The following is a 20,005-nucleotide window of genomic DNA, read 5'->3' as shown; positions in this document are numbered from 1 at the left end:
GCTCATGTGCGGCACCGCTCCACGAACCGCCGGGCCACAGCGGGCTCGGCCGCCCAGTGGGTGTGCAGATAGCTCGCGTGCACCCCCTGCTGCACGAAGCCCTCCACCCGCCGTTCCGGCTGGTGCAGGCCCCAGGCGGGCGTCGCACCCGCACCCGGCTCCAGCACCGTCCGGTGGAACTCGTGCCCGCGCAGCCGCGTCCCCGCCACCGCCAGCACGCTGTCGGAGACCGCCACCGCCTGCCGGTAGCCGAGCGTCAGCCGCTCGGACATCCGGGCCGACGCGTCCAGCACCCCGCACATCGGACGCCCGTCCAGCTCACGCGCCAGATACAGGAGCCCGGCGCACTCCGCCGCCACCGGGGCGCCGGACCTCGCCAGCTCGGTGACCGCCCTGCGCAGCGGCTCGTTCGCCGACAGCTCCGGCGCGTACACCTCCGGGAAGCCGCCGCCGATGACCAGCCCCGCCGTGCCCGCGGGCAGCTTCTCGTCGCGCAGCGGGTCGAAGACCACCACATCCGCGCCGGCCGCCGTCAGCAGCTCGGAGTGCTCCGCGTACGCGAACGTGAACGCGGCGCCGCCCGCCACCGCGACCACCGGCCGCGCCCCCTCCACGTCCTGCGGCTCCGGCTCCCACGCCGCGTCGGGCAGCGCGGGCGCCGTACGGGCCAGCGCCAGCAGCGCGTCCAGATCGCAGCCGGCCGCCACCCGCTCGCCCATCGCCCGTACGGCGTCGACGGCATCGGCCTGCCGCTCGGCCACCGGCACCAGACCCAGGTGACGCGAGGGCGTCACCACCTGCGGAGCCCGCCGCAGCGCCCCCAGCACCGGCAGGCCCGTCTCGTCGAGGGCCTCCCGCAGCAGCGCCTCGTGCCGGTCGGACGCCACCTTGTTGAGGATCACCCCGCCGATCCGCACCTCCGGATCCCAGGAGGCGAAACCGTGCACGAGCGCCGCGACCGAACGGGACTGCGACGACGCGTCGACGACCAGCACGACAGGGGCCCGGAGCAGCTTCGACACCTGAGCGGTCGAGGCCAGCTCACCCTGTCCCGAGGCGCCGTCGTACAGCCCCATCACGCCCTCGACGACCGCCAGACCGGCACCGGCCGCCCCGTGCGCGAACAGCGGGGCGATCAACTCCGGACCGCACATGTACGCGTCCAGATTGCGCCCAGGGCGGCCGGTGGCCAGCGCGTGGTAGCCGGGATCGATGTAGTCGGGCCCCACCTTATGCGGGGACACGACGAGACCTCGCCCGGCGAAGGCGGCCATCAGACCCGTGGCGACCGTGGTCTTGCCGGTGTTGGAGGCCGGTGCGGCGATGACCAGACGGGGAACACTCACCACTCGATGCCTCTCTGGCCCTTCTGGCCCGCGTCCATCGGGTGCTTGACCTTCGACATGTCGGTCACCAGGTCGGCGGCCTCGATCAGCTTCGCGGGAGCGTTCCGCCCGGTGATCACCACGTGCTGCGTGCCCGGACGGTCGCGCATCACCTCGATGACCTCGTCGGTGTCGATCCATCCCCAGTGCATCGGGTAGGCGAACTCGTCGAGCACGTACAGCTTGTAGGTCTCCGCCGCCAGGTCGCGCTTGACCTGCTCCCAGCCCTCGCGGGCCTTCTCCTCGTTGTCGGAGTTGTCGCCGTGGAGGCCCTTCTGGACCCAGGACCATCCCTCGCCCATCTTGTGCCAGGCGACGGTCCCGCCCTCGCCGCTCGCCCCGAGCACCTTCAGCGCGTTCTCCTCGCCGACCTTCCACTTCGCCGACTTGACGAACTGGAACACCCCGATCGGCCAGCCCTGGTTCCAGGCCCGCAGCGCGAGGCCGAAGGCGGCCGTCGACTTGCCCTTGCCGATGCCGGTGTGCACGAAGAGAAGGGGACGATTACGCCGCTGACGTGTCGTCAGTCCGTCGTCCGGTACCGATACAGGCTGTCCCTGTGGCATTACGCGGCCCTCCCGGCTGCTTGAACATCCTTGACCAGCCCGGCGATCGAGTCGGCCCGCAGCTCGTCGAGCGTGACCGCGGTGCCCCCCAGGTCCCGGGCGAGCTGTGCGGCGAGTCCGAGGCGCACGATCCCCGACTCGCAGTCCACGACGACGCAGGCCGTGCCCTCGGCGGCATGCAGCCGCCCCGCCCGCGCGGCGAGCGCCACCGGTTCGGGGCCACCCGTCGCCCGGCCGTCCGTCACCACGACGAGCAGCGGACGCCGCGACGGATCACGCAGCCGCTCCACGCGCAGCACGTCGTGCGCCCTCAGCAGCCCGGCCGCCAGCGGCGTACGCCCCCCTGTCGGCAGCGACTCCAGCCGCGCCGCCGCCGCGTCCACCGACGACGTCGGCGGCAGCACGAGCTCCGCGTCCTTGCCGCGGAACGTCACCAGACCCACCTTGTCCCGCCGCTGGTACGCGTCCAGCAGCAGCGACATCACCGCGCCCTTCACGGCGCTCATCCGCTGCCGGGCCGCCATCGACCCCGAGGCGTCCACCACGAAGAGCACGAGGTTCCCCTCGCGCCCCTCCCGCGTCGCCTGGCGCAGATCGTCACGCCGTACGACGAGCCCCCGCCCCGACCTCCCGCGCGCCCGCTGATGCGGCGCCGCCGCCTGCACGGTCGCGGCCAGGTGCAGCTTCGTCAGCGCCCCCTCCGGCCGCCGCGCTCCGGTGGTCCGCCCGTGCTCGGTACGGGCCCGGGACCGCCGCCCGGCCGCACCCTCGCCGAGACCGGGCACGCTGAGCATCTTCGTGCGGAACGGCTCCGAGGCACGTACGGGCCGCTGCTCCCCGCCCCCGGCGTGCGAGGGCCGCCCCGGCTCGTCGCCACCCTGCTCGGGACCGGCGTCAGGGCCCCGGTCCGGGGCGCCCGGACCGGAGTCCTGCGGAGGCACCCCGCCACCGTCACCACCGCCGGGCCCGTCGGGATCGGGCTCGTCGCCGCCTTCGCCCTCGTCGCCCGCCGCGTCCCTGAGCGTGTCGTCCAGCTTGTCCTCGTCGAGCCCCGGCGCGTCGAACGGATTGCGGCGGCGCCGGTGGGGGAGCGCGAGCAGGGCCGCCTGCCGCACGTCCTCGGCGGTGACCTCCTCACGCCCCGCCCACGCGGCCAGCGCGGTCGCGGTGCGGGCCATGACGATGTCGGCACGCATCCCGTCGACCTCGAACGCCGCGCACGTCGCCGCGATCTGCCGCAACACGCCGTCCCCGAGCACCACCCGGGGCAGCAGGACGCGCGCGGCGGCGATCCGCTCCCGCAACGCGGCCTCCTCCTGCGCCCACCGGCCGGCGAACCCGGCCGGATCGTCGTCGTACGCGAGCCGCCGCCGCACGACCTCGACCCGCTGATCGGTGTCACGGGAGGCCGCCACCTCGACGGTCAGCCCGAAGCGGTCCAGCAACTGCGGTCGCAGCTCGCCCTCTTCGGGGTTCATCGTTCCGACCAGCAGGAACCGCGCCGCATGCCGTACGGAGACGCCTTCGCGCTCGACGTACGAGGCACCCATGGCCGCCGCGTCCAGCAGTAGGTCCACCAGGTGGTCATGGAGCAGGTTGACCTCGTCCACGTACAGGATCCCGCGGTGGGCGTCGGCCAGGAGCCCCGGCTCGAAGGCCTTCACACCCTCCGAGAGGGCCCGCTCGATGTCGAGCGCGCCCACCAGCCGGTCCTCGGACGCCCCGACGGGCAGCTCCACCGTCCGCGCCGGCCGCGACACGCCGGTCCCGGTCTCGTGCGGGCCGTCGGGGCACGCCGGATCGGGCCCCACCGGATCACAGGAGAACCGGCACCCGGAGACCACCGCGACCTCCGGCATCAGCGCGGCGAGGGCCCGCACGGCGGTGGACTTCGCGGTGCCCTTCTCACCCCGCACGAGCACCCCGCCGACGGCCGGACTGACGGCGTTGAGCAACAGCCCCAGCCGTAGATCGTCCTGCCCGACGATGGCGGTGAAGGGATACGGGGTACTCACAGTGCCTCCTCTGTCACGTGCACAACTGCTCCTGCCACATCGGGCGTCCGCTCCGCGACGTCCGGTCCGTCCGGGGCCCGGGGCACGAAATCAAGCCCGTCCGGGGCGGAGCCCCGGTCGGGGGACGCCCCCACCACCGGTCCCGCCGCAGGCGCCCCCGGCGGTACGAACGGCAACCCCGTCGGCGCCCCCGTCTCGATCAGCCGCCACAACGCGTCCGTGTCCGCGTGCTCCTCGATCAGATCCCCCAGCCGGTCCAGCTGCTCCTCCCGCAGCGCGGAGAAACTCGTGTCCGGGGCCGCCACGAACCGCCGCCCCGCCGCCCGCGCCACCTCTTCGAGGAACCGCCGCCGGAACGCGTCGCTCTCCAGCGACCCGTGCCAGTGCGTCCCCCACACCGCGCCCACCCGGCACCCGTCCAGGAACGGCTCACCGCCGCGCACCTCGGCGACCCCGTGATGGATCTCGTACCCCTCCACCTGCTCCCCGAGCGCGGAACCCGCCGGCCGGGCCAGCACCTTCTCCCGGCCGAAGCGGACCCGCACCGGCAGCAGCCCGAGCCCGTCGACCAGACCCGCCCGCGACTCCACCTCGTCCTCGATCGACTCACCCAGCACCTGGAACCCGCCGCAGATGCCCAGCACCGGGCGCCCCTCGGCGGCCCGCCGCAGCAGCGCGTCGGCCAGCCCCCGCTCCCGCAGCCATCCCAGCGCCTTCACCGTGCCGCGGGTACCGGGCACGACCACCAGGTCCGCGTCCGCCAGCTCCTCGGCGCGGTCCACGAACCGCACCACCACACCCGGCTCGGCCGCCAGCGCGTCCACATCGGTGAAGTTCGACATCAGCGGCACGGCACACACCGCGACCCGCAGGACGTCCTCCCCGTGCGCAGGGGCGACGACCGACTCCCGGACGGCGCCGCGCATCGACACCCGCAGCCCGTCCTCCTCGTCGATGCCCAGACCATGGGCGAACGGCAGCACCCCGTACGTCCGGCGCCCCGTGAGCTCGTACAACATGTCCAGGCCGGGCTCCAGCAGCGACACGTCACCCCGGAACTTGTTCACGAGGTACCCCGCGACCAGCGCCTGGTCCTCGGCGGCCAGCAGAGCCGTCGTGCCGAAGAACGAAGCGAACACACCGCCCCGGTCGATGTCCCCGACGACCAGCACCGGGAAGCGCGCGGCCCGCGCGACACCCATGTTCACGATGTCCGTACGCCGCAGATTGATCTCGGCCGGACTGCCCGCCCCCTCGCAGATCACGGCGTCATACGTGCCCCGGAGCTGCTCCAGACAGTCCACGACCGTCCCGAACAGCGCCTCCTGCCGCCCCCCGTGATATCCGCGCGCACTCATCTCGCCGACCGGCTTCCCCATCAGGACCACCTGACTGGAACGGTCGCCCCCGGGCTTGAGCAGCACCGGATTCATCAGCGCGGTCGGCTCCACCCGGGCGGCCTGCGCCTGCATCGCCTGGGCGCGGCCGATCTCGGCACCCTCACGGGTGACGAACGAGTTCAGCGACATGTTCTGCGCCTTGAACGGCGCGACCTTCACCCCCCGGCGCACCAGCCACCGGCAGATCCCCGCCGTGACGACGCTCTTGCCCGCGTCCGAGGTGGTCCCCGCGACCAACAGCCCGCCGCCCGGTTCCCCGCTCATGCCCGACCCCTCCGTCCCGCGGCCAGCCGCCCGGCCACACACACGCCGAGGGCCAGCACACTCACGCGGCGCGACAGCCGCACCGCGCGTTCGATGTCCGTGACCCGCACGTCCCGGCCGGTGCCCCCGTTGAGCACGGGCCGGTGCTCGATCCGCCCGCCGTACGCCAGGGTCCCGCCGAGCCGTACGCCGAGTGCCCCCGCGAACGAGGCCTCGACCGGACCCGCGTTGGGGCTCGGATGCTTTCCCGCGTCGGCGCGCCAGGCTCGTGCGGCCGCGCGTGGGCTCCCCCCGGCGGCCACCGCGAGCGCGGCCGTGAGGCGCGCGCCGGGCCAGCCGGCGAGGTCGTCGAGCCGGGCCGAGGCCCAGCCGTAGCGCCGGTGGCGCGGCGACCTGTGGCCGACCATGGCGTCCAGGGTGTTGACGGCCCGGAACCCGACCAGGCCGGGTACGCCCCCCAGGGCACCCCACACCAGAGCCCCCACGACGGCGTCGGAGGTGTTCTCGGCGACGGACTCGACCACCGCACGGGCGATCTGCTGCCCGTCCAGGGAGTGCGGGTCCCGGCCGCACAGGTGCGGCAGCCGCTGCCGGGCCGTCTCGATGTCACCGGCGGCGAGAGCGCCGCCGATGGCACGGGCCTCGCGGCCCAGCGACGTACCGCCGACGACGGACCACGTGGCGGCGGCGGTCAGGGCCACGGCCGCGGCGGGACGGTCCCGTACGGCGCGGGCGGCCAGGGCGGCGGCGCCCGCGGCGCCTCCGGCGCAGACCAGCGCGTGCAGGGCGCCCCGGCCGCGGTGATCGCGCCACAGCAGGCTCTCGACGCCTGCCGCGACCCGCCCGAAGGCGGCGACGGGGTGTCCGCGCCGGGGATCCCCGAGGAGCAGATCACCGATCAGACCGGCGGCGGCGCCGTACGCGAAGATGCGGTCGGCTCGCACGGCTCAGCCGGCCGTCGCGCCTCGAAGGACCTTCGCCACGGGTGGCACAGGGACAGACGCTCGGCAGCCAGGCATGGCAGATGTCCTCACTCAGGGTCCGCGCCCTGGTTCGACGTGACCGGCGACGAGAGTCTCCTGGCTCCCGGATCCGCAGCACCCCGGCGTTCGGGTCCGCGGTGGCGGACCGAGACCTCCATGAGGGGCTGTTCCCCGGTGACAGTGGCGGGACCGCGCCGGATTCGCACCGGCTTCCTCTCCTGTCGCCGTAAACGGCTCCGGCAGTCCACCACGCCTCGCGAACGCCCGTCAACCTGCCGTTGACCTGCGAGGCTGCAGTGTGCGCAGACGCACATCGGGCCGGACACACAGGTGTGTGTCCGGCCCAGTGCGACCACGTGCGGTGGTCAGACGACGATCAGATAGATCCCGTACGTCACCGCTGCCGCGCACAGGGCGAAGCAGGCGTACGCGCCGGAGCGCGCCAGTACGGAGGAGCCGCCGCCCTGCGCCGTCGGCGCCTGCTTGGCGAGACCGATGATGCCGAGGGTGAAGAGGCCGACCAGTGCGACGGTGACCACGAGGCTGACGCCGAAGACGGAAGCGAGAGCTGCCCAGTCGATGTTCATGCGGATCTGTCCTTACACCGTGGCCGGTCGGGCCGGGTCGGCCGGGGTCCCGGCCGTCGGGGCCGGGGCCGGAATGGTGGTCTTGAGGTCCGGGACGCCGGAGCCGACGGGCGGCGGACTGACGGCCGCGATGGCGGTGGTGACGACACCCGCGGGCTCGGCGTCCGTCGCGTTGACGTTGGTGTGGTCGACCGGCTTGCGGCGCGACAGCATCCAGATGGCGGCGGAGCCCGTGACGAGGAGCACGGCGACCACGCCGACGCCCCAGGGGCCCTGCTGGGTGAGGAACTCGGCGCCCGCGCCGACCAGACCGGCGGCCGGCAGGGTCAGGCCCCAGGCGACGAACATGCGGGTGGCGGTGGACCAGCGGACCACGCCGCCCTTGCGTCCCAGGCCGGCGCCCATCACGGCACCGGAGCAGGACTGGGTGGTGGAGAGGGAGAAACCGAGGTGCGAGGAGGCCAGGATGACCGTGGCCGCACTGGTCTGGGCGGCGAAGCCCTGCGGCGGCCTGAGGTCGGTGAGGCCGCTGCCCATGGTGCGGATGATGCGCCAGCCGCCGAGGTAGGTGCCCAGCGCGATGGCGATACCGGCGGAGGCGATGACCCAGACGGGCGGGTTGGAGCCGGGGGCGAGGACGCCGCCGGTGACCAGGGCCAGGGTGATGATGCCCATCGTCTTCTGGGCGTCGTTGGTGCCGTGGGCGAGGGAGACGAGACCGGCCGAGGCGATCTGGCCGGCCCGGTAGCCCTTGGCCGTCGACTTCAGCTGGGCCTCGTCGGTGATCTTCCGGTTGAGGCGGTACGTCAGCTTCGTGGCCAGCAGAGCGGCCAGACCGGCGACGAGCGGGGCGGCGATCGCGGGCAGCAGGACCTTGGTGACGACGGTGCCGCCGTTGATGGAGGACCAGCCGGCCGACATCACCGCGGCGCCGATGAGGCCGCCGAAGAGTGCGTGGGAGGAGCTGGAGGGCAGGCCCACCAGCCAGGTCAGGAGATTCCACAGGATGGCGCCGACGAGCGCCGCGAAGATGACCTCGGTTCTGAGGCCGTTCTCATTGATGATCCCGCCGGAGATCGTCTTGGCGACCTCCACCGACAGGAACGCGCCGACGAGGTTGAGAACGGCGGACATGGCCACCGCTGTCTTGGGCTTGAGAGCGCCGGTCGAGATGGTGGTCGCCATCGCGTTGGCGGTGTCGTGGAAACCGTTCGTGAAATCGAACACGAGAGCTGTCACGACCACAATCGCAAGCAGCAGCGTGATGTGTTCCATTTACCCAGGCAATCGTTCGACGTCAGTGGCTGTAGGAACGTAAGCAACCTGGGTGAACGGAAGGTGAACTGAGCAGGGCGGTGTGGTGACCCCAAGCGCATGCGGACATTCCGCTTGTGTGCGCGAACGGTCGCCGGGACCCGTGCGGCGCGGCGGGTGCCGGGCTCCCGCGGGCTCGGCGTCCAGATGGACTGCCGCATATGCCCCATTGGGGAGACTTCGGTCACGTCACCGCAACAGCCCAGGGGGAACGGTCCGGTCGGCCTAGGATCTCCGCATGGACGACCAGGACCGGGACGCGATCGCACAGGCATGGGACGGCGTCGTCGCGACGGCCCGCAGGACGGCCGCGGAGGGGCTGGTCGTCGGCACCTCCGGCAACGTGTCGGCCCGGGTGGGCGGGACCGTCCTGGTCACCCCCACCGGGGTGCCCTACGACCGGCTGGGCCCCGGGGACGCGGTCGGCGTCGACCTCGAAGGGCGCCGGGTGCTCGGCGAGCTGGCCCCGACCAGCGAACTCCCCCTCCACCTGGCCGTCTACAACAGCACCGGCGCCGCTGCCGTCGTCCACACCCACGCCGTGCACGCCACCGCCGTCTCCACGCTCGTCACCGAGGTGCCGCTGGTGCACTACGCCGCCGCCGCCCTCGGGGGACCGGTCCGCACCGCCCCCTACGCGCGCTACGGGACACCGGAGCTCGCCGGCCACATGCTCGCCGCCCTGCGCGACCGCACCGGCTGCCTCCTGCGGAACCACGGGACCCTCACCTACGGGGACACCCTCGACGAGGCCTACGACCGCACCGCCCAGCTCGAATGGCTGTGCAGGCTCTGGCTCACCGCGAGCTCCGTGCCGGGCCGCAGCCCGGCGCTGCTCACCCGGGCCCAGCTGCGCGACGTCCAGGACGCCCTGGAGGACTACGGCCAGCCCGGCTGACCCGGCCCGGCACCGGACGGCCCTCCGCGGACCCGGCCCGGCACCGGACGGCCCCGTCCCGCTGGCAGCCCGCGCCACGGCCCGGGACACTGGAGCCGTGCGCCCGGCAACAGCGACGGCAGCAGCCGTCACCACGATCCTCGGCGTCGGAGCGGCAGCGGTCGCGGCCGGCCGGTACGCCAGCGACGCCGCCCTCGGCGCCCCGTCGCCCCACCCCTTCCCCGGAGACCGCAGACTCACCGTGCACGCCACGGCGGCCGGGCAGGTCACCCTGACCCGCTCCTTCGCCGCCCTGCGCCCCGGCACGTACGGACTGGCGGGCCGCGACGTCCACGCCGTCGTCGGACCGGTGACCGAACAGGCGCCGGAGGGCTCCGCCGACACCGTCGTACGGAGACTGGAACGCGTGGACCGCGGCAGCCTGGAACGGGGCACCAAGGTCCGCATGACCCCGTGGCTCCACACCGGCGACCCGCTCGGCGCCCTCGGCCTGGCGTACAAGGAGGTCGAGATCCCCGGTGAGCTGGGCTTCCTGCCCGCCTGGTTCGTACCCGGCGCCCGCGACACCTGGGTGATCACCGTGCACGGCCTCGGCACCACCCGGGAACACCCCCTGAACGTGCTGGGATTCCTGCACGAACAGCAGCTCCCCGTGCTCGACCTGGCCTACCGCGGCGACGCCGGCGCCCCCCGCTCCCCGGATGGACTCGGCCACCTCGGCGAGTCCGAATGGCGCGACCTCGACGCGGCCATCCGCTACGCCGTGCGCTACGGGGCCGAGAACGTCATCGTCCACGGCTGGTCCTGCGGTGCCTCCATGGCCCTGCACGCCGCCGTCAACTCCGCCCTCCGGGACCGCATCAGGGGCCTCGTCCTGGACTCCCCGGTCCTGGACTGGGAAACCACCCTGCGCGCCCTGGCCTCCGCCCGCGGCGTCCCCGCCGCGCTGCTGCCCCTCGCCGTCCGGGCGGCCCAGGGCCGGACGGGGCTGTACGGCGCGCCGCTCCTGGACACCTCGCTTCCTACGGCCCTGCACGCCCCGACCCTGATCTTCCACGGTCCCGACGACACCCTGGCCCCCTGGCAGCCGTCCCGTGACCTTGCCGAGCGCCGCCCCGACCTGGTCACACTGCACCCCGTACCGCAGGCTCCGCATGCGGCGATGTGGAATGCCGACCCGGACGGCTACGAAGAGGCACTCAGACGCTTCCTCACGCCCCTGATGTGAGGTGATGGGGTGGATCGGACCCGTTGACGACCGGGCCGAGGACCCTCCCGTACGCCGGCGATCCGGCTTCCGTTTGGGCTTTCGGGCCGTCAGAGGCAAGACTGCTCCTCGTGACGTCCCGTACCCCGCGCGACTCCAGGCTGCGACTTGTCCGCCCGCGACCCCAGGCGACCGCCCGCAAGGCCGTGACCACCCGGCGCACCAGGCCGGCCCCCCGTCCACCCGAGGGCACACCGCCCCCCGCGGAACTGGCCCGCCAGGCCAGGGCCGTACTGGCCGACGCCGTACGGATCGCCCACTGGGCCGCCGACGGCGCGAGCCCGGGTGCCTCCCCGCTCGCCGCACAGGCCCTCGAACGGGCCGCGGCGGCGCTGGACGTGTCCCCGGCCCAGGTGCAGGCCGGCTGGGACCGCGCCAGGCTCGCAGGTCTCATCGAACTCCACGGCGACACCGCCCGCCCGGGCTGGCGGCTGCGCGCCTGGCACCGTGACGACTCCGCCGTGCTCCGCGGCTGGGTGGCGCTCTTCGACGCCTGGTCGCTGGTCCACGCGGCGCCGGAAGGCATCGAGGCCACCGCGGTCGCCGAAGCCGTCGAGGCCGTACCCCAGGTGCTCTCCCTCCTGCAGCTCTCGGCCGGACCCGTCACGGTGCCCGCCCTCCTCGACCTCCTCGGCCAGCGCGTCGCGGAACTCCACGAGGAGCGCTGCGAGGTGCCGTACGGGCCGGGGCAGCAGCCCGGCCCCGGTCCCGCCGCCGGGCAGCCCGCGGATCTGAACGCGCTGCTGCTCGACTGGGCCCTGGAGGGCCTCGCGGCCGTCGGCGCCCTCACCCTCGGGGCCGGACACGCCACCCTCACCCCCCTCGGCAACTGGGCGGTCTGGGTCAAGCTGGAGCAGATCTGCGTCGCCGCCCAGAGTCCGGCCGGCAACATCGAGCAGTCCGCGGCCGACATGCTGCTCGGCTGCGCACGGCTCACCCCGGGCCCCGCCCGCGCCGAGTACCGCGCCTGGCTCGCCGCCCGGACCGTCGGCAGCGCCGTGGCCGAACTCCTGGCCGTCGCCCGTGGTGAGGACGCCCTGCTGCGCGGCCTCGCGTTCGAGGCGCTGCGCGTCGTCGGCGCCCCCGCCGAACCCGTGGTGCGCTCCGTCGTCAGCGAACCGCCGCTGCGCCCGTACGCCCTGCTCTGGCTCGCCGAGTACGAGGGCGCCGACCCGGACGACGCCCAGGACGTCCTCAGCCGCGAGGAAGCCACCTGGCTCTGGGTCGACACGGCGGCCGCCGTGGCCGATCACGGGGAGACGGGACTGCTGGTCCGCCATCTCGACTCCGCCGTCCAGGGCACCGTCCCCGCGCTGCTCGACGAGGTCAGAGCCATCGGACACCCGCGCACCGTCCAGGTGCTGGTCGCCCTGGCGGCCGCCCACCCGGACCCGGCCCTCGCCAAGGCCGTGCGCCGCGCGGCCTTCCAGGTGCACACCGGCGGCGTGTAGTCGCTGAACGGCCCCCGGGGGACGCGGTCAGCCCGCGGCCCCCGGGGAGTACGTCCCGAAGCTCCACACGTTGCCCTCCGCGTCCCGTGCCAGGTAGTCGCGCGAGCCGTAGTCCTGGTCCGTGGGCGGCATCAGGATCTCCACGCCGTGCTCCACCGCCCGCGCGTGGTGCGCGTCCACGTCCTCCACGACCACATAGACGCCCGAGGGCCCCGCCCCCGTCATCGCCTGGGCGAACACGCCCTCGCCCCCCTTGGAGCCGAGCATCACCCTGCCGTTGCCGCAGGACAGCTCCGCGTGGAGCACCCTGCCGTCGTCGCCCTCGTACACTGCTTCCCCGGTGAACCCCAGGGCCTGGGTCAGCACCCGGACCGCGGCCCTCGCGTCCTCGTACAGGACCGTCGGAAAGATCGTCGGTACACCGCCTGCGCCGGCCATCGCGCACACCCTCTTCCTGTGTCGTCCGCGGGTTCGTGGTGATCTGCGTCTCAGTCTTCCACCGGGTACCGCCGACGCGCGCCCGCACGGGGCGCCGATACGCGGAACGTGTCGCACCGGCTCGGACCGCCCGTGCGGAATCCGGTGGCAGCGGGCCCGCCGCGTATCGGCCGGGGCCGTGCAGTACGCCGTTTCATGTGGCCTGCCGCGGGGGTGCGGTGACGGACCGGAGCACGCGGAGTAGCAGGTGGACACCGCCGTTAGAATGGGCCTCATGGCAATTCTCCTTGTGCATTAGACGGCGTCGAGTCGTGACCCGTAAGTCCCTCCGCCGTCCATACCGCCCTGGAGTTTTTCCGTGATCACCGCTTCCGGCGTCGAGCTGCGTGCCGGCGCCCGCATCCTCATCGAGTCCGCCTCCTTCCGTATCGCCAAGGGCGACCGCATCGGCCTCGTCGGCCGCAACGGCGCGGGCAAGACCACCCTCACCAAGTGCCTCGCGGGTGAGGGGACCCCGGCCGGCGGCACCATCACGCGCGGCGGCGAGGTCGGCTACCTCCCGCAGGACCCGCGCACCGGCGACCTCGACGTCCTGGCCCGCGACCGCATCCTCTCCGCCCGCGGGCTCGACGAGATCCTGCGCAAGATGCGGGAGAACGAGGAGCGGATGGCGAACGGCAAGGGCGCCACCCGCGAGAAGGCCATGAAGCGCTACGAGCGCCTGGAGACGGAGTTCCTCACCAAGGGCGGATACGCCGCCGAGGCCGAGGCCGCCACCATCGCCGCCGCCCTGAGCCTGCCCGACCGGGTGCTCGGCCAGCCGCTGCACACGCTCTCCGGTGGTCAGCGCCGTCGTGTCGAGCTCGCGCGCATCCTGTTCTCGGACGCCGACACCCTGCTCCTCGACGAGCCCACCAACCACCTGGACGCCGACTCGATCGTCTGGCTGCGCGACTACCTCAAGAGCTACCGCGGCGGCTTCGTCGTGATCTCCCACGACGTCGAGCTCGTCGAGACCGTGGTCAACAAGGTGTTCTACCTCGACGCCAACCGGGCGCAGATCGACGTCTACAACATGGGCTGGAAGCTCTACCAGCAGCAGCGCGAGGCCGACGAGAAGCGCCGCAAGCGCGAGCGTCAGAACGCCGAGAAGAAGGCCGCGACCCTCAACGCGCAGGCCGACAAGATGCGCGCCAAGGCGACCAAGACCGTCGCCGCCCAGAACATGGCCAAGCGCGCCGACCGGCTGCTCTCGGGCCTGGAGGCCGTCCGGGTCTCGGACAAGGTCGCCAAGCTGCGCTTCCCCGACCCCTCCCCGTGCGGCAAGACCCCGCTCATGGCGGAGGGCCTGTCCAAGTCGTACGGCTCGCTCGAGATCTTCACCGATGTGGATCTCGCCATCGACAAGGGCTCCCGGGTCGTCATCCTCGGCCTCAACGGCGCGGGCAAGACCACCCTGCTCCGTCTCCTCGGCGGTGCCGAGAAGGCCGACACGGGCGAGATCATCCAGGGTCACGGCCTCAAGCTCGGCTACTACGCGCAGGAGCACGAGACGCTCGACCCGGAGCGCACGGTCCTGGAGAACATGCGCTCCGCGGCGCCCGACCTCGACCTCGTCGCGGTCCGCAAGACGCTCGGTTCGTTCCTGTTCTCCGGGGACGACGTCGACAAGCCCGCCGGCGTGCTCTCCGGTGGTGAGAAGACCCGGCTCGCCCTGGCGACCCTGGTCGTCTCCTCCGCCAACGTGCTCCTCCTGGACGAGCCGACCAACAACCTGGACCCGGCCAGCCGCGAGGAGATCCTGGGGGCCCTGCGGACGTACAAGGGCGCGGTCGTCCTCGTCACCCACGACGAGGGCGCGGTCGAGGCTCTCCAGCCGGAGCGGATCATCCTGCTGCCCGACGGGGTCGAGGACCTGTGGGGTGCGGACTACCGGGACCTGGTCGCCCTCGCCTGATCCCGCGGGAGGCGTCCTGAGCCCTCGGCGCCGGGTGATCCACCGTGTATGGATCATTCGGCCCATGTGTGATCCATCATCTGGGTGAACGGGTCTCGTACCCCGGCGCGGCGGCCGGTGCATACCTGCCGGCCGGCGCGTGTCCGGAGCCCGCATCTCCGTACGGCCCTGACCTGGCGGTTCTTCCCAGCACCCGTCCCGTGTGTCCCCGAGAGCCCTCAGAATTCTCGATTCCGCTTGTGTCGGACCGCTCCAGGGCGCCGTAACCGGTCGTACGGACCTTGCCGAATGGGTGGCCAGGAAGCCCGGTAGGGGTGATCATGAGAGTCCAGAGCGCACTTCCTTGAGGAGGCACGGGTGGCCGAGACTCTGAAGAAGGGCAGCCGGGTGACCGGCGCCGCGCGCGACAAGCTCGCGGCAGACCTGAAGAAGAAGTACGACTCCGGTGCGAGCATTCGGGCGCTGGCCGAGGAAACCGGCCGCTCCTACGGGTTCGTCCACCGGATGCTCAGTGAGTCCGGAGTCACGCTGCGAGGACGCGGCGGAGCGACTCGAGGCAAGAAGGCCGCTTCGGCCTGACGGCGGGCAGCGGTCCGGGGCGGGTGTGCATCCGCCCCTGGGGCTCACCGGAACACCGGGGGCCACCCGGTCGGCCATGAGGTCGTCCGGGTGGTTACTGTTCAGTTCAGTTACTTGCCAGTAAGTGCTGACTGCACCCGATCCGGAGGCACCCCATGACCTCGCTCGACTCTGTGCTCGACAAGGACGGCGTACGGCTCACCGTCGATGACGCGGTTGCCACGGTGACACTCACCAACCCGGCCAAGCGCAACGCTCAGTCTCCCGCTCTGTGGCGGGCGTTGGCGGAGGCCGGACGGGTACTGCCCGGCAACGTGCGGGTCGTCGTGCTGCGCGGCGAGGGCAAGTCCTTCTCCGCCGGCCTCGACCGGCAGGCGTTCAGCCCCGAGGGGTTCGACGGTGAGCCGTCCTTCCTCGACATGGCGCGCGGTTCGGAGCAGGAGCTCGACGCGACCATCGCCGAGTACCAGGAAGCGTTCACCTGGTGGCGCCGCAACGACATCGTGTCGATCGCCGCCGTCCAGGGGCACGCGATCGGGGCCGGCTTCCAGCTCGCCCTCGCCTGTGATCTGCGGATCGCCGCGGAGGACGTGCAGTTCGCGATGCGCGAGACCAGCCTCGGACTCGTCCCCGACCTCACGGGCACCCACCCCCTGGTGAGCCTCGTCGGGTACGCCCGCGCGCTGGAGATCTGCGCCACCGGCCGCTTCGTACACGCCGAGGAGGCCGAGCGCACCGGCCTCGCCAACCTCGTGGTCCCCGCCGGCCAGCTCGACGGGGCGGCCCGCGACCTGGCCGCCGCACTGCTCGCCGCCCCGCGTGACGCGGTCGTCGAGACCAAGGCACTCCTCAGCGGCGCCGCCTCCCGTACGTACGAGGAGCAGCGCACCGCCGAACGTGCCGCACAGGGCCGCAGGCTGCGCGACCTCGCCGGCGTCACGGACTGACCGGCGTCACGGACCGGCCGACGGGAAGCCCCGCCCCCCGCCCTCGTGCAGGGGGCGGAGCCGGTCCCGGCCCACCACCGCCGTGACCAGGACGGTCACCGTCGGGCTGCCGGGCACCGCTGCGGTCACCGCCTCGCGCACGGCCCGCGCCACGTCGAGCGCGCGGTGGTCCCCGGCCGTCGCCAGCTCCACCTGGACGTGCCCGGCGCCGGACCGCACCGCGCTGCCCAGCACCCGGGTCAGCGAGACGACCCCGGGCACCGCGGCGGCCGTCGTCGCGGCGACGCCGTCCGGCAGGACCTCCCGCACCTCGGCCGGGGACCGCTCACCACGCGCGGGCTCCTCGTCGAGCAGTTCCGTCACCCGGAGATCCACCTCGGCGACCACCAATCCCAGGCGCTCGCCCGCCGCCGTCAGCAGTGCCGACCGCAGCGCCTCGGCGGTGGCGGGCAGGGGCCGGCGTGCCGTCGCCGAGAACTCCGCCTCGATCCGCAGCGGACCCGGCGGCAGCGCGCTGGGCGGCCCGGGCACCACCGGCGCGGGAGCGCCGTCCGCGTCGGCCAGGGTGATCCTGAGCGTCTCCAGCACCGTGCCGGAGCCCGTCGCGGCGTCCCGCAGCACCTCTGCCGCCGCCCGTTCGGCGATCCAGGCACCGTCCGCGGTGCCGCCCAAAGGGAGCAGTCGGCCCAGGCCGAGTCTTTGGCGTACCGCGGCGGTCCATCCTTCGGCCCGGTCCGGGCTGTCAGCCGTTGTCATCACCCCAGCCTGCCGCATCCACGGCGCGAGACGGGGCAAGCGCACCTAATGTGGGCGACGGAAGTCCAGCAGTCCAACCTGCCCACGAAGGGAAGAGCGGCGATGAGCGAGACCCCGGAGCGGAACCGGCCCGACAACCCGAGCAGTGTGTCCGGCGGGGAGGACGGCAGGAAGAGCCCGCTCGCCAGGCGTGGCGGGGGAGACCCCGGCACCCGCGGCCGCACCACCATCGCCGACGGCGTGGTCGAGAAGATCGCCGGAATGGCGGCGCGTGACGTCGTCGGCGTCCACGCGATGGGCAGCGGTTTCTCCCGCACCTTCGGAGCGGTGCGCGACCGCGTCCCCGGCGGCAAGTCCGTGACCCGCGGCGTCAAGGCGGAGGTCGGCGAATCGCAGACGGCCATCGACCTGGAGATCGTCGTCGACTACGGCGTGTCGATCAGCGACGTGGCACGCGACGTGCGCGAGAACGTCATTGCGGCGGTCGAGCGGATGACCGGCCTCGAAGTGGTGGAGGTCAACATCGCCGTCAGCGACGTCAAACTGCCCGACGAGGACGACGACGAGCCGGAGCCCGAGCCGCGTCTCCAGTAGAACGCCCACCCGAGGTAGTTGAGGAGCACACGATGAGCATGGCTGTGGTCGGCCTCTTGGCCGGCATGGCGCTCGGTTTCGCCGGATACTTCGGTGGCTTCGGGGCCTTTCTGCTGGTGGCCGCGCTGGGCGCGGTCGGCTTCATCGCCGGCCGGTTCCTGGAGGGAGACCTGGAACCCGGCGACTTCTTCCGGAGCCGCCGGCGCGGCGACCGGCGCCCATGACGGGCGCAGTCGCCGCCGCGGAGCGCGGAGAGACCCGGATCGCCGACCGGGTCGTCGCGAAGATCGCCGCGCAGGCGGCGAAGGAAGCGGTCGACGAGCGCCCCGAGGCGGGTGCCGCGCCGCACGCCACGGTCACCGTGCACCGGGACACCGCCCGGGTCAGGGTCAGTCTGGAGCTCGGCTACCCCTGCGACATCGGCCGTCAGTGCCGGGCGGTGCGTCGGCGTGTCACCGAGCGGGTAGAAGCACTGGCGGGGATGGAGGTGCCCGAAGTGGCGGTGCAGGTCGAGCGGTTGCACCCCGCGGGAGCGGGCGCACCGGAGGGGAGCATCCGATGAGTGAGCCCCACGACCCGGGGGACAGCACGCGGCGCCTGCCCACGACCGGGCCCGAGCCGGACGGTGACGTGCGCACGATGGACCAGTCCGCGTCGGGCTCCTCCTACGAACCCGCCCCCGTGCTCGACCGCCCCGGCGGGCGGGCGGGCCGCTTCTGGTCCCCGCGCCGGATTCCCGCCGCCCTGGTGGCCCTGGTCGTCCTCGGTGGCGCCGGACTCCTCCTCTACGACGTGGCGGCCGTGCGGGCCGACCATCCGGCGATGCAGTGGCGGCGCACCCTGGCAGACGACCTGGCGAGCCGTCACCTCGACGACGTCTGGGTGCTCGCCGGCTCCGCGGCGGCGGCGGCCCTCGGCCTCTGGCTGCTCCTCCTGGCCCTCACCCCCGGACTGCGGGCGCTGCTGCCGATGCGCCGCGACCACGCCGGTGTCCGGGCCGGACTCGACCGTACCGCCGCCGCCCTGGTCCTGCGGGACCGGGCCGTCGAGGTGTCCGGCGTGCAGTCCGTACGGGTGAGGATGGGGCGCCGCAAGGCGACCGTGCGGGCCCTCTCGCACTTCCGTGAAATCGACGACGTCCGGGCGGACCTGGACACGGTGCTGAGCAGAGGTCTCGGAGAGCTCGGGCTGGCGAGACCGCCCGGCCTGTCCGTGCACGTCCGCCGTCCGGCGAAGAAGAGGTGAGCCGCGTGATCGGGACCGTCAACCGGGTACTGCTCGGCCTGGCAGGGCTGGTTCTCCTCGTCGTCGGCGGCGCCGTCCTCGCGACGGGGCTCGGCCTCTCCGTACCCTCCTGGTGGCCCTTCGACGGCAAGGACGACGTGCTGCTCAGCAGGGCCGACCGGTACCGGTGGCGGGACGAGGGCTGGTGGTGGCCCACCGTCATCGCCGTCCTGGCCGTCCTGGTGGTCCTCGCCCTGTGGTGGCTCCTCGCCCAGCTGCGCCGCGCGCGCCTCGCCGAGGTGCTGATCGACAGCGGCGACGGCGAGGGCGCGCTGCTGCGGGGCAAGGCCCTGGAGAGCGTGCTCGGGCGCGAGGCCGGCACCCTGGACGGGGTGTCCGAGGCCAAGGTCGGACTGACCGGCAGGCGCACCGCGCCGCAGGCCCGGATCCGGCTGCTGATGGAGCCGCACGCGGCCCCGGAGCAGGCCCTGCGCGGTCTCGCCGACGGGGCGCTGGCCCACGCACGGACCTCGGCGGGCCTGGACGAGCTGCCGGCCGAGGTCCGGCTCAGGGCGGTCAAGCACCGCGCGGAGCGGGTGAGCTGAGGACCTGCCCGGCAGCCCTCAGAATCCGTGGCGGGCGCCGCCGTCGACCGGCACCATGATGCCCGTCAGGTAGGAGGCCGCGGGGGAGAGCAGGAAGGCAGAGGTCTTCCCGAACTCCTCCGGGGTGCCGTAGCGGCGCAGCGGGATGCGCGCCTCGTTGGCCGTACGGGAGGCCTCCGCGTCCCCGGAGAGCGCGTCGAGCTCGCGCACGCGGTCCGTGTCGATGCGGGACGGCAGGACGCCGACGACCCGGATGCCGCGCGGTCCCAGCTCGTCGGCGAGGGACTTGGCGAAGCCGGCGAGGCCGGGGCGCAGTCCGTTGGAGACGGTCAGACCGGCGATCGGCTCATGCACCGACCCGGACAGGACGAAGCCGATGACACCGCCCTCGCCCAGCGCGGCGGCCGCCGTACGGGCCAGACGTACGGCGCCGAGGAAGACCGACTCGAAGGCGGACCGCCACTGCTCGTCCGTGTTGTCGGCCACGAAACCGGGGGCGGGGCCGCCGACGCTGATCAGGATGCCGTCCAGCCTGCCGAAGCGTTCCTTCGCGGTGTCCACCAGACGCTGTGCGGCCGCCGGGTCGGCGTTGTCGGCGACGAGACCGACCGCGTCCGGGCCCAGTGCGGCGGCGGCCGCCATGACCCCCTTCTCGTCCCGGCCGGAAATGATCACCTTCGCGCCGTCCGCGGCGAGAGCGTGCGCGGTGGCGTTGCCCAGTCCGCGGGTGGCACCGGTGACGACGTACACACGGTCCTTCAGTCCAAGATCCATG

Annotated in this window: 21 protein-coding genes and 1 riboswitch; of the genes, 11 read left to right on the top strand and 10 right to left on the bottom strand. The window is 73.3% G+C overall.

All coding sequences use genetic code 11. The features are described 5' to 3' along the window. Positions 1–2: 2 nt before the first annotated feature. The 7 genes from AB0F38_RS26230 to AB0F38_RS26200 all read right to left on the bottom strand — a co-directional run bounded on the left by AB0F38_RS26230 (position 3) and on the right by AB0F38_RS26200 (position 8,475). Positions 3–1,349 (bottom strand): cobyrinate a,c-diamide synthase, encoded by a 1,347-nt coding sequence (locus AB0F38_RS26230; RefSeq protein ID WP_361898135.1) that lies wholly within the window; start codon positions 1,347–1,349, stop codon positions 3–5. Further along, positions 1,343–1,951 carry a cob(I)yrinic acid a,c-diamide adenosyltransferase gene (gene cobO / locus AB0F38_RS26225; protein ID WP_361898132.1) on the bottom strand — a complete coding sequence of 203 codons (609 nt, stop codon included), beginning with the start codon at positions 1,949–1,951 and terminating at the stop codon, positions 1,343–1,345. Before cobO ends, AB0F38_RS26230 begins: the two co-directional genes overlap by 7 nt. Beyond that, a complete protein-coding gene (locus AB0F38_RS26220) occupies positions 1,951–3,966 on the bottom strand; it encodes a putative cobaltochelatase (RefSeq protein WP_361898129.1) in 2,016 nt (671 codons plus the stop codon). The genes cobO and AB0F38_RS26220 overlap by 1 nt, the downstream gene beginning before the upstream one ends. After that, positions 3,963–5,630, bottom strand: a complete 1,668-nt coding sequence (locus tag AB0F38_RS26215) for a cobyric acid synthase (protein ID WP_361898126.1) — start codon at positions 5,628–5,630, stop codon at positions 3,963–3,965. Before AB0F38_RS26215 ends, AB0F38_RS26220 begins: the two co-directional genes overlap by 4 nt. Continuing rightward, positions 5,627–6,574, bottom strand: coding sequence for a cobalamin biosynthesis protein (locus tag AB0F38_RS26210; protein WP_361898123.1), 948 nt, complete (start codon positions 6,572–6,574; stop codon positions 5,627–5,629). Before AB0F38_RS26210 ends, AB0F38_RS26215 begins: the two co-directional genes overlap by 4 nt. A 128-nt stretch (positions 6,575–6,702) precedes the next feature. Next, positions 6,703–6,830: riboswitch (cobalamin riboswitch) on the bottom strand. Between the two features lie 148 nt (positions 6,831–6,978). After that, positions 6,979–7,200: a hypothetical protein gene (locus AB0F38_RS26205; protein WP_361898120.1), complete on the bottom strand. Its 222-nt coding sequence runs from the start codon at positions 7,198–7,200 to the stop codon at positions 6,979–6,981. 12 nt (positions 7,201–7,212) lie between these two features. Further along, entirely contained in the window at positions 7,213–8,475 is a 1,263-nt protein-coding gene (locus AB0F38_RS26200) for an inorganic phosphate transporter (protein WP_361898117.1), read from the bottom strand. A gap of 277 nt (positions 8,476–8,752) precedes the next feature. On the opposite strand from AB0F38_RS26200, the gene AB0F38_RS26195 reads away from it, so the two are divergent. The 3 genes from AB0F38_RS26195 (at position 8,753) to AB0F38_RS26185 (ending at position 12,130) form a co-directional block, all read left to right on the top strand. After that, positions 8,753–9,412 (top strand): class II aldolase/adducin family protein, encoded by a 660-nt coding sequence (locus AB0F38_RS26195; protein WP_361898115.1) that lies wholly within the window; start codon positions 8,753–8,755, stop codon positions 9,410–9,412. A gap of 97 nt (positions 9,413–9,509) precedes the next feature. Next, positions 9,510–10,640 (top strand): hypothetical protein, encoded by a 1,131-nt coding sequence (locus tag AB0F38_RS26190; RefSeq protein ID WP_361898112.1) that lies wholly within the window; start codon positions 9,510–9,512, stop codon positions 10,638–10,640. 185 nt (positions 10,641–10,825) lie between these two features. Further along, a complete protein-coding gene (locus tag AB0F38_RS26185; RefSeq protein ID WP_361898313.1) occupies positions 10,826–12,130 on the top strand; it encodes a hypothetical protein in 1,305 nt (434 codons plus the stop codon). Between the two features lie 27 nt (positions 12,131–12,157). On the opposite strand, the gene AB0F38_RS26180 is transcribed toward AB0F38_RS26185, so the two are convergent. After that, positions 12,158–12,568: a VOC family protein gene (locus tag AB0F38_RS26180; protein ID WP_361898110.1), complete on the bottom strand. Its 411-nt coding sequence runs from the start codon at positions 12,566–12,568 to the stop codon at positions 12,158–12,160. Positions 12,569–12,926: 358 nt separating this feature from the next. Here AB0F38_RS26180 and AB0F38_RS26175 point away from each other — a divergent pair, with 358 nt between their 5' ends. From AB0F38_RS26175 to AB0F38_RS26165, 3 genes are all read left to right on the top strand, one after another. Continuing rightward, positions 12,927–14,525: an ABC-F family ATP-binding cassette domain-containing protein gene (locus AB0F38_RS26175; protein ID WP_361898107.1), complete on the top strand. Its 1,599-nt coding sequence runs from the start codon at positions 12,927–12,929 to the stop codon at positions 14,523–14,525. A 357-nt stretch (positions 14,526–14,882) separates the two neighbouring features. Beyond that, positions 14,883–15,104 carry a helix-turn-helix domain-containing protein gene (locus tag AB0F38_RS26170; protein ID WP_006123601.1) on the top strand — a complete coding sequence of 74 codons (222 nt, stop codon included), beginning with the start codon at positions 14,883–14,885 and terminating at the stop codon, positions 15,102–15,104. Between the two features lie 155 nt (positions 15,105–15,259). Beyond that, a complete protein-coding gene (locus AB0F38_RS26165; protein WP_361898104.1) occupies positions 15,260–16,051 on the top strand; it encodes an enoyl-CoA hydratase/isomerase family protein in 792 nt (263 codons plus the stop codon). Between the two features lie 6 nt (positions 16,052–16,057). On the opposite strand, the gene AB0F38_RS26160 is transcribed toward AB0F38_RS26165, so the two are convergent. After that, entirely contained in the window at positions 16,058–16,807 is a 750-nt protein-coding gene (locus AB0F38_RS26160) for a hypothetical protein (RefSeq protein WP_361898101.1), read from the bottom strand. A gap of 102 nt (positions 16,808–16,909) precedes the next feature. Between AB0F38_RS26160 and AB0F38_RS26155 the strand changes: the two genes are divergently transcribed. The 5 genes from AB0F38_RS26155 to amaP are packed head-to-tail and all read left to right on the top strand — an operon-like array spanning position 16,910 to position 19,230. After that, complete coding sequence (locus tag AB0F38_RS26155) at positions 16,910–17,401, top strand: Asp23/Gls24 family envelope stress response protein (protein ID WP_361898098.1); 492 nt, start codon at positions 16,910–16,912, stop codon at positions 17,399–17,401. Positions 17,402–17,433: 32 nt separating this feature from the next. Next, a complete protein-coding gene (locus AB0F38_RS26150; RefSeq protein ID WP_361898096.1) occupies positions 17,434–17,625 on the top strand; it encodes a hypothetical protein in 192 nt (63 codons plus the stop codon). After that, positions 17,622–17,963 (top strand): Asp23/Gls24 family envelope stress response protein, encoded by a 342-nt coding sequence (locus AB0F38_RS26145; RefSeq protein ID WP_361898093.1) that lies wholly within the window; start codon positions 17,622–17,624, stop codon positions 17,961–17,963. The genes AB0F38_RS26150 and AB0F38_RS26145 overlap by 4 nt, the downstream gene beginning before the upstream one ends. Next, positions 17,960–18,646 carry a DUF6286 domain-containing protein gene (locus tag AB0F38_RS26140; protein WP_361898090.1) on the top strand — a complete coding sequence of 229 codons (687 nt, stop codon included), beginning with the start codon at positions 17,960–17,962 and terminating at the stop codon, positions 18,644–18,646. Before AB0F38_RS26145 ends, AB0F38_RS26140 begins: the two co-directional genes overlap by 4 nt. 5 nt (positions 18,647–18,651) lie before the next feature. Beyond that, positions 18,652–19,230, top strand: a complete 579-nt coding sequence (gene amaP, locus AB0F38_RS26135) for an alkaline shock response membrane anchor protein AmaP (protein WP_361898087.1) — start codon at positions 18,652–18,654, stop codon at positions 19,228–19,230. Positions 19,231–19,248: 18 nt separating this feature from the next. Here amaP and AB0F38_RS26130 read toward each other — a convergent pair whose 3' ends face one another. Then, the gene (locus AB0F38_RS26130; RefSeq protein ID WP_361898084.1) at positions 19,249–20,004 is read right to left on the bottom strand and encodes an SDR family oxidoreductase; all 756 of its coding nucleotides are present in this window, start codon (positions 20,002–20,004) and stop codon (positions 19,249–19,251) included. Position 20,005: the final 1 nt, after the last annotated feature.

The sequence above is a fragment of the Streptomyces sp. NPDC025273 genome, assembly GCF_040638585.1.
Classification (GTDB): domain Bacteria; phylum Actinomycetota; class Actinomycetes; order Streptomycetales; family Streptomycetaceae; genus Streptomyces; species Streptomyces cinereorectus.
This window is presented reverse-complemented; position numbering and strand designations above follow the sequence as displayed.

Bases quoted from the DNA above. Each gene is read 5' to 3' on its own strand.
- AB0F38_RS26130 (WP_361898084.1), bottom strand. From the start codon at position 20,004: ATGGATCTTGGACTGAAGGACCGTGTGTACGTCGTCACCGGTGCCACC.
- AB0F38_RS26160 (WP_361898101.1), bottom strand. From the start codon at position 16,807: ATGACAACGGCTGACAGCCCGGACCGGGCCGAAGGATGGACCGCCGCG.
- AB0F38_RS26215 (WP_361898126.1), bottom strand. From the start codon at position 5,630: ATGAGCGGGGAACCGGGCGGCGGGCTGTTGGTCGCGGGGACCACCTCG.
- AB0F38_RS26200 (WP_361898117.1), bottom strand. From the start codon at position 8,475: ATGGAACACATCACGCTGCTGCTTGCGATTGTGGTCGTGACAGCTCTC.
- AB0F38_RS26195 (WP_361898115.1), top strand. From the start codon at position 8,753: ATGGACGACCAGGACCGGGACGCGATCGCACAGGCATGGGACGGCGTC.
- AB0F38_RS26145 (WP_361898093.1), top strand. From the start codon at position 17,622: ATGACGGGCGCAGTCGCCGCCGCGGAGCGCGGAGAGACCCGGATCGCC.
- AB0F38_RS26180 (WP_361898110.1), bottom strand. From the start codon at position 12,568: ATGGCCGGCGCAGGCGGTGTACCGACGATCTTTCCGACGGTCCTGTAC.
- AB0F38_RS26140 (WP_361898090.1), top strand. From the start codon at position 17,960: ATGAGTGAGCCCCACGACCCGGGGGACAGCACGCGGCGCCTGCCCACG.
- AB0F38_RS26165 (WP_361898104.1), top strand. From the start codon at position 15,260: ATGACCTCGCTCGACTCTGTGCTCGACAAGGACGGCGTACGGCTCACC.
- cobO (WP_361898132.1), bottom strand. From the start codon at position 1,951: ATGCCACAGGGACAGCCTGTATCGGTACCGGACGACGGACTGACGACA.
- AB0F38_RS26205 (WP_361898120.1), bottom strand. From the start codon at position 7,200: ATGAACATCGACTGGGCAGCTCTCGCTTCCGTCTTCGGCGTCAGCCTC.
- AB0F38_RS26155 (WP_361898098.1), top strand. From the start codon at position 16,910: ATGAGCGAGACCCCGGAGCGGAACCGGCCCGACAACCCGAGCAGTGTG.
- AB0F38_RS26150 (WP_361898096.1), top strand. From the start codon at position 17,434: ATGAGCATGGCTGTGGTCGGCCTCTTGGCCGGCATGGCGCTCGGTTTC.